Origin of the sequence: Bradyrhizobium sp. AZCC 2262 (genome assembly GCF_036924535.1) — a bacterium.
Lineage (GTDB): Bacteria > Pseudomonadota > Alphaproteobacteria > Rhizobiales > Xanthobacteraceae > Bradyrhizobium.
Genome location: NZ_JAZHRT010000001.1, coordinates 5,031,278 through 5,044,457, shown reverse-complemented (window position 1 = coordinate 5,044,457; position 13,180 = coordinate 5,031,278). Strand labels below are relative to the sequence as shown.

The following is a 13,180-nucleotide window of genomic DNA, read 5'->3' as shown; positions in this document are numbered from 1 at the left end:
CAATGACGGAGAGGGTACGTCATGACGATGGAAGTTGCGGCACATAACCTGTTCTCCGGCCCTGACCGCGGCCTGCTCGAAAACGTCGTGCTGCGGCACGACAACGGCGTCATCACCTCCATCTCAGAGACAACGCCGCCCACAACCGGTCCGCGCTCCCTCGTGCTTCCCGCCTTCGTCAACGCCCACGACCATGCGCGCGCGCCAGCGTCATCGTTCGGCGCGCTCGGCATGCCCCTTGAAAGCTGGATCCTGCGCTCGGCGCTCGGCACGCCGGTCGATCCCTATCTGACCGCGGCCTCGGCGCTGGCGCGTTCGGCGCGCGCCGGTTGCGCGGCGATGATGATCCATTACACCCGTCCGAGCGGCGGCATGCCGCTGGTGGAAGAGGCCAGCGCTATCGCGCGCGCGGCGTCCGACGTCGGTATCCGCATCGCCTTTGCGCTTGCGGTGCGCGACCAGAATCCGGTGGTGTACGGCGATGAAGAACCGGCTCTCTCCGGCCTCTCCAAGGACGATCGCGGCACGATCGAGCAAATGTTCGTCCGCGCGCCGATGTCGCCCAAAGGCTATATCGAGCTCACCGATGCGATTGCGGCGGCCATCGCAGGTCCCAAGGTCGATGTGCAGCTTGGCCCGGCCGGCGTGCAATGGTGCTCAAAGCCGTTACTGGAGGCGGTCGCGGAGAATTCCGCGCAGACCGGCCGCCGCATCCACATGCACCTGTTGGAGACCATCTATCAGCGCGGTTGGGCGGACCGGCATTTTCCGGACGGTATCGTCCGCTACCTCCGCGACATCGGCTTCCTGTCGGACCGGCTGACGCTGGCCCATTGCATCCATGCCCGCCCTGACGAAATTGAGATGATCGCGGCCTCCGGCGCGCGCATCGTCACCAATTTCTCCTCCAATCTCCATCTGCGCTCCGGCCTTGCGCCGATCGCCGCCGCGCACGAATGCGGCTGCGCCATCGCAGTCGGCGTCGATGGGCTGGCGCTCGACGAGGACGACGACGTGCTGCGCGAGATGCGGCTGGTGCAGATGATGCACGGCGGTCTCGGATTCCGGCGGAACTGGACCTGTTCCGAATTCCTCGGCCTCGCCATCGCCAATGGCCGCAAGGCGACCGGTGCGCCCGGCACAGGGGCGCTCGTGCCCGGTGCGCCGGCCGATTTCGTCACCATCGATCTGGACCGGCTCGACCGGGACCAGATCATGCCGGTCGACCCGATCGATCTCCTGTTCGCGCGCGGCAATGCCTCTCTCCTGCGCGATGTGGTTGTGGATGGGCGGAAGATCGTCAGCGAAGGCCGCTGCGCCGGGGTCGATCTCCCTGCGATCGAGCAGGAATTGCGCGGAATTTATCGCGCCAATGTCAAGCAGCTCTCGCACTTTCAACGCGCCTGGCCGCCGCTGTCGGCGTCGCTGCAGAACTGGTTCGAAGCGCAGCTTGATTGCCGCTAACGCATAAGCGCTTTTCGTATTCCGTAATGCGGAACAAAATTCCGCTTGCATCGGAATCTCATCAAGGTTTCATGTCCGCACAACAAGAATAAAGTGCCGGCGGCCGTCATGCGCTGGTGATGGGCATGAGGAAGCGATGGGCGCGTTGTCGCATCTGCGGATTGTCGAGCTCGGAAGCAGTGCTGCAACGAGCTATTGCGCGCGTCTGTTCGCTGATTTCGGCGCCACCGTTCACAAGATCGAGCCGCCTCAGGGCGATCCGCTTCGCCACGCCACGCCGCTGACGCCGGCAGGACATAGTGCGTGGTTTGCGTTTCTCAATTTCAACAAGTCGAGTGTTGCGCTCGATCCGAACCATCAGAACGCAAGCGCGCGCCTCGTCGAACTGATCGGCGGCTGCGACATTTTGCTCGACGGCCGCGATGTCGATGCGGCGGATTGCCCGGCATTCGATCTCGCTGACATCATGCAGCGTCATCCCGGCCTGATCCATCTCGAAACAAGCTGGTTCGGCGGCGAGGGACCTTACGCGAAGTTCGCCGCGACAGACTCGACCATTCGTGCGCTGACGGGCCTCGTAAAACTGGTCGGGCCGGCCGAGGGGCCGCCGCTGCACGCGCCGGATTTCCAGACCGGAATCCTCGCCGGCCTCTGGGGCTTTATCGCTGCCGCGTCGTCGGTGCTGGGCCGCATGCAGGACGGGCGCGGCCGCAGCCAGCGCCTGAGCATCTTCGAATCTTCCATCGCCGTCACCGAATACATCATGTTCGAGTCGTTCTCGCGCGGCGACATCATGCGGAGGATCGGGGTTAATCGCTTCTGGCCGACCTTTCCGGTCGGCATCTACGAGACCAGACAAGGCTGGCTTGGCGTCACCACGGTGACCCCGGCACAATGGCGCGCCTTCTGCGAGATGCTGGGACTGACCGGGCTGCGCGATGACCCGACGCTGTTCATGGGCACCGATCGCCTGCAGCGCATGGAGGAAATCGAAAGCCAGTTCATTCCGAAACTGAAGCAGCGTACGGCGCAGGAATGGTTTGCCGAAGGCTTGCGGCGAAAAATCCCGATCGTGCCGGTGCCTGAAATCGGCGATCTCATTGCGGACGAGGAGAAGCACGCGCGCGGCGCCATCGTTCCCATCATGATCGGCGACGAGACCGGGTTCACCCCCGGCTCAATGCAGCGCCTGACCGGCACGCCGCCGCGGCGCGGCGGAGCGGTTCCTGACATCGGCGAGCAGATGCTTGGCAGCGCACATGGCGCCGAACGGCCCGTGCGCGCACCGGTGCCTGCGTCCAATGGCCAGAACAGCCTTCCGCTCGAAGGCGTCCGCGTCGTCGATTTCTCGATGGGGTGGGCCGGGCCGATCTGCACGCGTACGCTCGCCGATCTCGGCGCCGATGTGATCAAGATCGAGGCCACGCAATATCCCGACTGGTGGCGCGGCGTCGACCGGCGGCCGGCCTATGTTCTCGAACAGATGTACGAGAAGGCGGTGCGTTATTGCATCATGAATCGCAACAAGCGCGGCATCACGCTCGACCTCACAAGGCCTCAGGGGCTGAACCTTGCCAAGCGGCTCATTGCCGATGCCGACATCGTGGTCGACAATTATTCGGTCGAGGTGCTGCCGAAGCTCGGCCTTGGCTATGACGTCCTGAGCAAGCTCAATCCAAAACTCGTGATGATGTCGATGTCGGCGTTCGGGGCGGGAAGCGTGTATCGCGACTGCCGCGCCTATGGCTCGACGCTGGAGCAGGGCTCCGGCCTTCCGAGCGTGACGGGCGATGCGGGCGGCCCGCCTGTCATGAGCCATACCGCGTTCGGCGACGCCGTCGGCGGCCTCAATGGCTGCGCCGCCGTTCTCACCGCGTTGATCCACGCCAGGCTGACCGGCAAGGGGCAGTTCATCGATCTCGCGCAGATCGAATGCATGATGCCGTTCGCGGCGCCCTGGATCATCGCGCATTCGATCGACGGCAAGGCGCCGGTGAAGTACGGCAACCGCCACCCGGATTTTGTGCCGCATGGCTGCTTCGCCTGTGCCGGCGATGACAACTGGATCGTGGTCGCGGTTGCTAGCGATGCGATGTGGCCGAAGCTCGCGACGCTGCTCGGCCGCGCCGGCTGGGCTTCCGATCCCGGTCTGAAGACCGCGGCCGGACGGCGCGCCATTGAAAGCGAGATCGAGGCGGCGGTTTCGGCCTGGACGTCCGCGCGCGATCCGGAAGAAGCGATGACCGCGTTGCAATCCGCGGGCGTTGCCTCGGGCGTGGCGCGGCTGCCGATTGAGTTGCTGAAGGACAAGCAACTTGATGCGTGCGGCTTCATCCAGCAGGTCGACCGCGCTTTCATCGGTCCGCACCCGCAGCCGTCGATGCCGTTCCGCGAAACGGAGGGGCCGTATCCGATCCGGAGCGCGCCGCCGACGCTCGGCGAGCATAACCGCGAAATCCTCGGCGGCGTTCTCGGGCTGTCCGATGCTGACATCGATCAACTGGCGCGCGACGGCATCATCGGCACGGAGATGCTGATGGAGGAGCAGCTCGTAAAAGAAAAGAAGCGGGCGACGGGCTGATGACAGCAGGGCCGGCACAGCGCAAGGCGGAGACGGTTGCGGTCCAATCGCCGCAGCCGCTGATGTCGGTGCGCGGCCTCGGCATCCGTTTCAAGACCTCGCGGGGCGTTTGGCAGGCGACACGCAAGATCGATTTCGACATCGCGCCGGGCGAACGCGTCGGCATCGTCGGCGAAAGCGGCTGCGGTAAGACCATTACCGGTCTCTCCATCCTGCGGCTGCTGCCGAACAATCTTTCCGGCCTTGACGGCTCGATTCTGTTCGACGGCGTCGATCTCGCCAAGTGCAGCACCCGCGCCATGCGCGCGATCCGCGGCCGGCGCATCGCCATGATCTTTCAGGAGCCAATGAGCGCGCTCGATCCGGTCTTCACCGTGGGTCACCAGATCGGCGAGACGCTGCGCGTCCATACCGGCGTCGGCCGGGAGGAGGCGAGGGAGCGTGCGCTCGGCATGCTCCGCCGCGTCGGCATCGCATCGCCCGAGCGGCGCATCGACGACTATCCGCACCAGCTCTCGGGCGGCATGCGCCAGCGCGTCATGATCGCAGCCAGCCTGATTTGCGGCCCGCAACTGTTGATCGCGGACGAGCCGACCACGGCGCTCGACGTCACGGTGCAGGCGCAAATCCTGGAACTGCTGCGCGATCTCAGCGAGACCTCAAACACCGCGCTGATGCTGATCACGCACGACCTTGGCGTCGTCGCCGAGACCTGTACGCGCATGATCACGATGTATGCCGGCGAGGTGATCGAGGATGCCGCGGTCGATGACGCGCTGGTACGGCCGCTGCATCCCTACACGTCGGGGCTTTTACGCTCGCTGCCGCATTTGAGCCCGCGCCACGGCAAGCTGCCGTCGATCCCGGGGAGGGTGCCGTCGATCGCCGACATGCCGAATGGTTGCCGGTTCAAGGCGCGATGCCCGCATGCGGTCGCCGGTTGCGACGCTGAACAGGAACTGCGCGATGCCGGAGGCGGCCGCAAGGTGCGCTGCTGGCGTTTCAATGAGCTGGATCTGCCCGGCGCGCTGCAGCACGAATCATCAGCGCCGATCGCGGCCATGGTCGGTCACCCATGAGCACGCCGGCCGCCGAAATTGCCAAAGACGCCATCGTCTCGGTGCGCGATCTCCAGGTCCAGTTCCAGACGTCAGATCGCCGGGCCACCGTGAAGGCGGTCGATGGCGTCGATTTCGACGTCCGCCGCGGCGAGACCTTTGGCATCATCGGGGAGTCCGGATCGGGCAAGACCACGATCGGCCGCGCGCTGGTGTTTCTGCTAAAGCCCAGCGCCGGCGCCATCCTGCATAATGGCGTCGATCCGCTGGCCCTGCCGCGCAAGCAGTTTCAGAACCACCGCCGCGACTACCAGATCATCTTTCAGGACCCGAACGCCGCGCTGAATCCGCGGATGACCATCCTGTCCTCGGTGCTGGAACCGCTGGAGCTGGCGCGTGTGGGCAGCAAGGCCGAGCGGTTGAGGCGGGCGCACGAAGTGCTCGATCGCGTCGGTCTGCCGCAGGATATCGGCGACCGCTATCCGCATCAATTGTCCGGCGGCCAGAAGCAGCGCGTGGTGATCGCGCGTGCGCTGACGCTGCGCCCAAAGCTGATCGTCTGCGACGAGGTCGTGGCCGCACTGGATATGTCGATACGTGGCGACGTGCTCAATCTGTTTGCCGAGCTGCAGCGCGATCTCGGGCTGACTTATGTCTTCATCACCCACGATCTCGCCGTGGTCTCCCATATCAGCGAACGCATCGCGGTGATGTATCTCGGCCGCTTCGTCGAGTTGGGCCCGACCGAAGCAGTCAGCGAGCGGCCGCTGCATCCCTATACCCAGGCGCTATTATCTGCCGAGCCGCGGCCATTGCCGTCTTCGATGCGCGGCGGTCAGCGTATCGTGCTGCAGGGCGAAATCCCGAGCCCGATCGATCCGCCATCGGGCTGCCGCTTCCGCACCCGCTGCCAATACGCGCAAAACCTTTGCGCGGAGAAGACGCCGGAATGGCGCGAGTTGATGCCGGATCATTGGGTCGCCTGCCACTTTGCGGATCGCCCGAACTTTTCACCGAACTGACCCAATCGCCGACGGAGGATAGAACATGACACACACGACCCGGCGCGAGGTAATGGCGCTGATATCTGGCGCCTTGGCCGGCACGGCGCTCGGCGGCAACGCGTTCGCACAAGCCGCGCCGAAGCGCGGCGGAATCTTGCGCATCTCGGCGCCGGCCAACCCGTCGAGCCTCGACCCTGCCACCGGCGGCGCCGGTTCGGACCACGCCTTCCTGTTCACGATGTACGACACGCTGACCGAGTGGGACTTTGAAACCTTAAAACCCAAGCCGGGCCTCGCCGAGAGCTGGAGCTTTACGGATCCCGCCACCCTGGTGCTCAACATTCGTTCCGGCGTCACCTTCCACGACGGCACGCCGCTCGACGCTGAAGCCGTGAAATTCAATCTGGAGCGCAACAAGTCCGACCAAAAATCCAACATCAAGGCCGACCTCGCTTCGATGGCGTCTGTCGAAGTCACCGGCCCGATGCAGGTGACGCTGAAGCTGAACACCCCGGACGCGGCGCTGCCCGGCATTCTTTCCGACCGCGCCGGCATGATGGTGTCGCCGACGGCGCTCAAGGCCGCGAGCGCCGGCAATGTCGCGCGCACGCCCGTTGGCGCCGGGGCCTACGCCTTTGTGAGCTGGGCCGACGGCGAGAAGATCGTGGTCAAGCGCTACGACAAATACTGGAAACCCAATCGCCCCTATCCGGATGGAATCGAATTTTCCATCATTCCGGAACTGACCACCGGCTCGCGCTCGGTCACCGCCGGCCAGAACGACCTGATGTATCAACTGCCGCCACGGCAGAAAGCAATCATGGATCGGGTGCCCAGCGTGAAGATCGCTAACGGGCCGACGCTCTACGTGTTCCAGATCTTCCTGAACTGGGCGAAGCCGCCGTTCGACAACATCAAGGTTCGCCGGGCCTTCAATTTCGCGATCGACCGCGAGACCTTCGTCAAGGCCGCGCTCGCAGGCCTCGCCGAGCCGGCCTACATGAACCTGCCCAAGGCACACTGGGCCTACGACAAATCGGTTGCCGGGCTCTATCCCTATAATCCCGACAAGGCGAGGCAGTTGCTCGCTGAAGCCGGCTTCAAGGACGGCCTCTCGATCGACCTGATCGGCTATCCCGATCAGGATTCGGTGCAGCGGCAGGAAATCCTGATCGAACAGTTCCGCAAAGCGGGAATGAACGTCAAATTCTCCAACGCGCCGATTGCGGAAGCCTCCGCCGCGTTCTTCGGCGCCGAGAAGCGCGGATCTGGTTTGCTCGCGGCCTGGACCGGGCGGCCCGATCCGAGCCTGACCTATTCGCTGATGTTCACCAAGGACGCCTATTACAATGGCGGCCGCGCGCCGGTGCCGCCGGAGCTCGAAGCCGCGATCAAGGAATCGCGGGCGTCGGAAGACATCGAGATGCGCCGCAAGGCGTTTGCGTCAGTGCAGCGGCTGGTGATGGAGAACGCCTTTGTGGCGCCGCTCGCCTTCCAGTTCGAACTGGTCGCCATGAACAAGAAGGTGCAGGGTTACAAGCCGAACCTTCTGGGCAAGCCGAAATACGACGACGTCTGGCTGGAGAGCTGAAGCGCATGGCGCGACGAAGTCCGGCGCGAGTGATCGGCGGCCGCCTGTTGCAGGCGTTGCCGGTGATCCTGCTCGCGACCTTCATGGTGTTCGCGCTATTGAAACTGGTGCCCGGCGACATCGCGGTGACGCTCGCCGGCGACAACGCCACCGACGCACGTATCACCGAGATCCGGAAGATCTACGGCCTCGACCGGCCGTTCCTGGTGCAATACGGCGCCTGGCTCGCCAACGTCGTGCAGGGCGATCTCTCGCAGTCCCTGCTGACGGGAGAGAAGGTCGCCACGTCAATCGCTCGCGCATTTCCCAACACGCTGTTGATCGTCGCCATCGCTCTGGTGCTGGCGCTGCTCACGGGCATTCCGATGGGGGTGTTGGCTGCGATCAAGCCGAACGGCTGGGTCGACAAGACGGTCAGCATGATCGCTTCGCTCGGCGTCGCCATTCCTGGCTTCTGGCTGGCGATGATTTTGGTGGCCGAGATATCGCTGAAGCTGAACTGGCTGCCGGCGACCGGCGCCAAATCCTTCAGCGTGTCGCCGGTCGAGGCGATCCGGCATGCGCTGTTGCCCGGCATCGCGATTGCGGCCTACGGCATGGCGGAGGTGGCGCGGCAGTTGCGCGGCTCGCTGCTGGAAGTGCTGTCGTCGCAATATGTGCGGACGCTGCACGCCAAGGGCCTCTCCATGACGCGCATCCTCTGGCAGCACGGCCTGAAGAATGTCAGCGTCAACCTGTTCACCATTATCAGCCTGCTGGTCAACCGCATGCTGGCGGCAACCGTCGTGATCGAGGCGGTGTTTGCCATCCCCGGCCTCGGCAGCCTGATCGTGCGCGGCGCGCTGCAGCGCGATTTTCCGATTGTTCAGGGCGTGGTGTTCGCCATGGTGATCGTGGTCATCACGGTCAATCTGATCGCCGATTTACTCTGCGCCGCCGTCGATCCGAGGATCGAGCAATGACGGACCTCAGCCTCGCCACGCCGAAATCTCCGGCCGAGCCGGGCAGGATGCGCCGCCTGTTCCGCTGGCTGGCCGGCGATCTTCGCGCGGCGCTGGCGATCCTGGTCCTGCTGGTTCTGGTGATCGTCGCCATCGGCGCGCCCTGGATCGCGCCCTATGCGCCCACCGCGCAGGACGCCAACAGCATGCTGGCCGCGCCCGGGCCCGGACACCTGCTCGGCACCGATGACCTCGGCCGCGACATCTTCAGTCGGCTGATCTATGGCGCGCCGGCCACCGTCTATGCCAGCCTGCTCGCAGTCGGCGTCGCCATCCTGATCGGCCTGCCGGTCGGCCTCGCCGCCGGCTTCTTCGGCGGCTGGACCGACGACATCATCAGCCGCGTCATCGACACTTTCCTGTCATTCCCGGCGATCGTGCTGGCGATCGCGGTCACCGGCGCGCTCGGCATCGGGCTCACCAACGGCATGATAGCGGTCGGCATCGTGATGTTCCCGGCGCTGGCCCGGATCGTCCGGGCGCGTACGCTGATCGTGCGGCAGGAACTCTATGTCGATGCCTCCAGGTGTTTTGGGGCGCCGGCCTGGCACATCCTGTGGAAGCACGTGCTGCCGAACGCGCTGCAGCCCGTCATCGTGCAGGTGACCTTGCTGCTGGCGGCGGCGCTGCTGGCGGAAGCCAGCCTCAGCTTCCTCGGCCTCGGTATCCAGCCGCCCAACCCGAGCTGGGGCGCCATGCTGGCCCGCGCCTACCAGTATATGGAGATCGCGCCGGAGCAGATGTACGCGCCGGGGCTTGCCATTTTGGTTGTATCCTTGGCATTCAATGCGCTTGGCGAATCCCTGCGGATCGTGCTCGATCCGACCATGAAAGACCGTTAGGCGGGAACAAGCATGTCTTTCCATAAACTGCTGATCGCCAACCGCGGCGAGATCGCCATCCGCATCGCCCGCGCGGCTGGAGACGCCGGCCTTGCCACTGTCGCGATCCATTCCGCCGACGATGCGCAGTCGCTGCATGTCCGCGCCGCCGATGCGGCCTGCGAAATCCCCGGGCGCGGCGCGCGGGCCTATCTCGATATCGAGGCGGTGATATCGGCCGCCAAGGCGACCGGATGCGAGGCCGTGCATCCGGGCTATGGCTTCCTCAGCGAGAATGCCACGCTCGCCCGGCGCTGCATCGAGGAGAGCATCGTCTTCGTCGGGCCGTCGCCGGAAGCGCTCGACCTGTTCGGCGACAAGGCGCAGGCCAAGGCGCTGGCAAGAAAATGCGGCGTGCCTGTTATCGAGGGCACCAGCGGACCGACCAGCCTGGACGAGGCAAGGGCCTTCCTGGAATCCTTGGGAGCCGGTGGCGCCATCATGATCAAGGCGATCGCCGGCGGCGGTGGCCGCGGCATGCGCACCGTCGACGACGCCAGCAAGCTGGAGGAAGCTTATGCGCGCTGCCAGTCCGAGGCGATGGCCGCCTTCGGCAGCGACGGCGTCTATGTCGAGCGTCTGATCCGCAACGCCCGCGACATCGAGGTGCAGATCATCTGCGACCATTTTGGCGCGATCAGCCATTTGTGGGAGCGCGAATGCACCATCCAGCGCCGTAACCAGAAGCTCATCGAGGTCGCGCCAAGCCCGTCGCTGAACGACGCCTTGCGCGGGCGCATCATCGACGCCGCCAAGGAACTCGCCGCCGCCGCCAACTACGACAATCTCGGCACCTTCGAATTCCTCGTCGATAACGACGCCAGAACAAGCGACCAGGCGTTCGCCTTCATCGAGGCCAATCCGCGGCTTCAGGTCGAGCATACCGTCACCGAGGAGGTGCTCGGCCTCGATCTCGTGCAGTCGCAGCTCGCGGTCGCGGCCGGCGCCACGCTCGGTTCGCTCGGTCTGGCGCAGGCCTATATCCCAAAGCCACGCGGCTTTGCGATACAGCTCCGCGTCAACATGGAGGTGATGGACGAAACCGGCGGGACCCGGCCGACCGGCGGGACGCTGGCGATGTTCGACCTGCCGTCCGGCCCCGGCGTTCGCGTCGATACATTTGGTTACTCCGGCTATCGCACCAGCACCGCCTTCGACTCGCTGCTCGCCAAGGTCATCGTGCATTCGCCGGGCGGTAACTGGACCGACGTTGTGCACAAGGCGTCGCGCACGCTGCGCGAGTTCCGGATCGGCGGCGTCGCCACCAACATCCCCTTCCTGGCGGCGATTTTGGCGCATCCGGATTTTGTCGAGAACCGCGTCAGCACCGGCTTCATCGAGGCCCATGTCGCCGATCTCGTCGGCGACGCCAAGGCGACCGCCGAGACGGCGCTGATCGAATCCGGCGAGGCGGCCGACGACGGCGCACCCATGACGGAAGCCGCGGCTGGCGGACCGGGGCCGGAAGGTTCGGAGCCGGTTCCTGCGCCGCTGCAAGGCACGATCGTGGCGGTTCACGTTAGCGAAGGGGACCTCGTCCGCCCCGGCCAGCAGATCGCCGTGCTCGAATCCATGAAGATGGAGCATCTGGTGACCGCGCCGCATGGCGGCCGGGTGACGAAGGTCGCCGCGGAAGCCGGCATGACGCTGATGCAGGACGAGGCGATCCTCTATCTGGAGCCTGCCGAGATCGACGCCCATGATGTGGCCGAGGAGGAGGACGTCGATCTCGATCACATCCGTCCCGATCTCGCCGAACTGATCGAGCGCCACGCCATCACGCTGGATGAAAACCGCCCGGCCTCGGTCGAGCGCCGCCGCAAGACCAACCAGCGTACGGCGCGGGAAAACATCGCCCAGCTCGTCGATGAGGGCTCCTTCGTCGAATACGGCTCACTCGCCATCGCCGCGCAGCGCCGGCGGCGCGCGGTCGACGACCTCATCCGCAACACGCCGGCCGACGGCCTGATCTCCGGCGTCGCCACCATGAACGCGGATAAATTCGGCGCGGATGCCGCCCGCTGCATGGTCATTTCCTACGACTACACCGTGCTGGCCGGCACCCAGGGCCACATGAACCACAAGAAGATCGACCGCATGCTGGGCCTTGCCGAGCAATGGCGGATGCCGCTGGTGTTTTACGCCGAGGGCGGTGGCGGCCGGCCCGGCGACACCGACCGGCTCGGCATGACCGGGCTCGACGGGCCGTCCTTCGTTCAGTTCGCCAAGCTGTCGGGTCTCGTGCCGGTCATCGGCGTTGTCTCCGGCTATTGCTTTGCCGGCAATGCCGCGATGCTCGGCTGCTGCGACGTCATCATCGCCACGATGAACGCCTCGATCGGCATGGGGGGACCTGCGATGATCGAGGGCGGTGGCCTCGGCGTCTACCATCCGGCCGAAGTCGGGCCGGTGTCGTTCCAGTCGCCGAACGGCGTCATCGACATTCTGGCTGAGGACGAAGCCGAAGCGACCGCTGCTGCGCAAAAATATCTGTCGTACTTCCAGGGTGCGGTCGCGGAATGGAAGGCGGCCGACCAGCGTCTGCTGCGGCGGGCGATCCCGGAAAACCGCCTGCGGGTTTACGACATCCGCAACGTCATCGATCTTCTCGCCGACGAAGACTCGATCCTGGAAATCCGCCGGGATTTTGGGATCGGCATGATCACCGCCTTCATCCGCATCGAAGGAAAGCCGTTCGGCCTGATCGCCAACAATCCAAAGCACCTCGGCGGCGCGATCGACGCGCCGGCCGGCGACAAGGCCGCGCGCTTCATGCAGCTCTGCGACGCCTTCGACATTCCCATTATCTCCCTGTGCGATACGCCAGGCTTCATGGTCGGCCCTGAAGCCGAAAAGACCGCGATCGTGCGCCATGTCGCGCGCATGTTCGTGACCGGCGCGAGCCTCACCGTGCCGCTGTTCGGCATCGTGCTGCGCAAGGGCTACGGCTTGGGCGCGCAATCCATGATCGGCGGCGGCTTCCACGCCTCGTTTTTCACGGTAGCCTGGCCGACGGGCGAGTTCGGCGGCATGGGGCTGGAGGGCTACGTCCGGCTCGGCTTCCGCAAGGAGATGGAAGCGATCGAGGACCCGGTCGAGCGCGAGGAGTACTACCGGGCCAAGGTTGACGAGCTCTACGCCAACGGCAAGGCGGTCTCGATCGCCTCCGTGCTGGAGATCGACGAGGTGATCGATCCCGCCGACACGCGCCAGTGGATCATGGCCGGCCTGCGCTCGGTACCGAAGCCGGAGCCGCGCGCGACGAAGAAGCGGCCGTGCATTGATGCGTGGTAGCCACCGCCGAGGCGCGCGTAGACTTCGTAGCCCGGATGAGCGAAGCGACATCCGGGGCTGCTCTAACACCGTCCCGGATATCGCTTTGCTCATCCGGGCTACGAACTGATTTGCCTCGCGCGCAAGCGCAATCTCGATGCACAACTGCGACAAAACAACACGACGGGCAAATCAGTCAGAACCTGTCCAGCCCCTCGCTCAAAAATATTCCGCTTTCGTTCTCACCCAAATCAGCCGCATAACTCCGCCCGTCTCACGGCGGATGAGGGGCGTTGGCCATCGTCACGAACGCGCGGTGAGATGCGA

General features: G+C 65.0%; 8 protein-coding genes. All 8 read left to right on the top strand.

Going from position 1 to position 13,180, the window contains the following annotated elements; all coding sequences use genetic code 11:
* The first annotated feature begins 21 nt into the window (after positions 1-21).
* Entirely contained in the window at positions 22-1,464 is a 1,443-nt protein-coding gene (locus V1283_RS23850) for an amidohydrolase family protein (protein WP_334388930.1), read from the top strand.
* 136 nt (positions 1,465-1,600) lie between these two features.
* Positions 1,601-4,045 carry a CaiB/BaiF CoA transferase family protein gene (locus V1283_RS23845; protein ID WP_334388929.1) on the top strand — a complete coding sequence of 815 codons (2,445 nt, stop codon included), beginning with the start codon at positions 1,601-1,603 and terminating at the stop codon, positions 4,043-4,045.
* The gene (locus V1283_RS23840) at positions 4,045-5,124 is read left to right on the top strand and encodes an ABC transporter ATP-binding protein (RefSeq protein WP_334388928.1); all 1,080 of its coding nucleotides are present in this window, start codon (positions 4,045-4,047) and stop codon (positions 5,122-5,124) included. Before V1283_RS23845 ends, V1283_RS23840 begins: the two co-directional genes overlap by 1 nt.
* Entirely contained in the window at positions 5,121-6,125 is a 1,005-nt protein-coding gene (locus tag V1283_RS23835; RefSeq protein ID WP_334388927.1) for an ABC transporter ATP-binding protein, read from the top strand. The genes V1283_RS23840 and V1283_RS23835 overlap by 4 nt, the downstream gene beginning before the upstream one ends.
* A gap of 25 nt (positions 6,126-6,150) precedes the next feature.
* Positions 6,151-7,698, top strand: coding sequence for an ABC transporter substrate-binding protein (locus tag V1283_RS23830; RefSeq protein WP_334388926.1), 1,548 nt, complete (start codon positions 6,151-6,153; stop codon positions 7,696-7,698).
* A gap of 5 nt (positions 7,699-7,703) precedes the next feature.
* Positions 7,704-8,660, top strand: a complete 957-nt coding sequence (locus V1283_RS23825; RefSeq protein ID WP_334388925.1) for an ABC transporter permease — start codon at positions 7,704-7,706, stop codon at positions 8,658-8,660.
* Positions 8,657-9,541 (top strand): ABC transporter permease, encoded by an 885-nt coding sequence (locus tag V1283_RS23820; RefSeq protein WP_334388924.1) that lies wholly within the window; start codon positions 8,657-8,659, stop codon positions 9,539-9,541. The genes V1283_RS23825 and V1283_RS23820 overlap by 4 nt, the downstream gene beginning before the upstream one ends.
* Positions 9,542-9,553: 12 nt before the next feature.
* Positions 9,554-12,874 carry a carboxyl transferase domain-containing protein gene (locus V1283_RS23815; protein ID WP_334388923.1) on the top strand — a complete coding sequence of 1,107 codons (3,321 nt, stop codon included), beginning with the start codon at positions 9,554-9,556 and terminating at the stop codon, positions 12,872-12,874.
* Positions 12,875-13,180 lie beyond the last annotated feature (306 nt).

Bases quoted from the DNA above. Each gene is read 5' to 3' on its own strand.
- V1283_RS23850 (WP_334388930.1), top strand. From the start codon at position 22: ATGACGATGGAAGTTGCGGCACATAACCTGTTCTCCGGCCCTGACCGC.
- V1283_RS23845 (WP_334388929.1), top strand. From the start codon at position 1,601: ATGGGCGCGTTGTCGCATCTGCGGATTGTCGAGCTCGGAAGCAGTGCT.
- V1283_RS23840 (WP_334388928.1), top strand. From the start codon at position 4,045: ATGACAGCAGGGCCGGCACAGCGCAAGGCGGAGACGGTTGCGGTCCAA.
- V1283_RS23835 (WP_334388927.1), top strand. From the start codon at position 5,121: ATGAGCACGCCGGCCGCCGAAATTGCCAAAGACGCCATCGTCTCGGTG.
- V1283_RS23830 (WP_334388926.1), top strand. From the start codon at position 6,151: ATGACACACACGACCCGGCGCGAGGTAATGGCGCTGATATCTGGCGCC.
- V1283_RS23825 (WP_334388925.1), top strand. From the start codon at position 7,704: ATGGCGCGACGAAGTCCGGCGCGAGTGATCGGCGGCCGCCTGTTGCAG.
- V1283_RS23820 (WP_334388924.1), top strand. From the start codon at position 8,657: ATGACGGACCTCAGCCTCGCCACGCCGAAATCTCCGGCCGAGCCGGGC.
- V1283_RS23815 (WP_334388923.1), top strand. From the start codon at position 9,554: ATGTCTTTCCATAAACTGCTGATCGCCAACCGCGGCGAGATCGCCATC.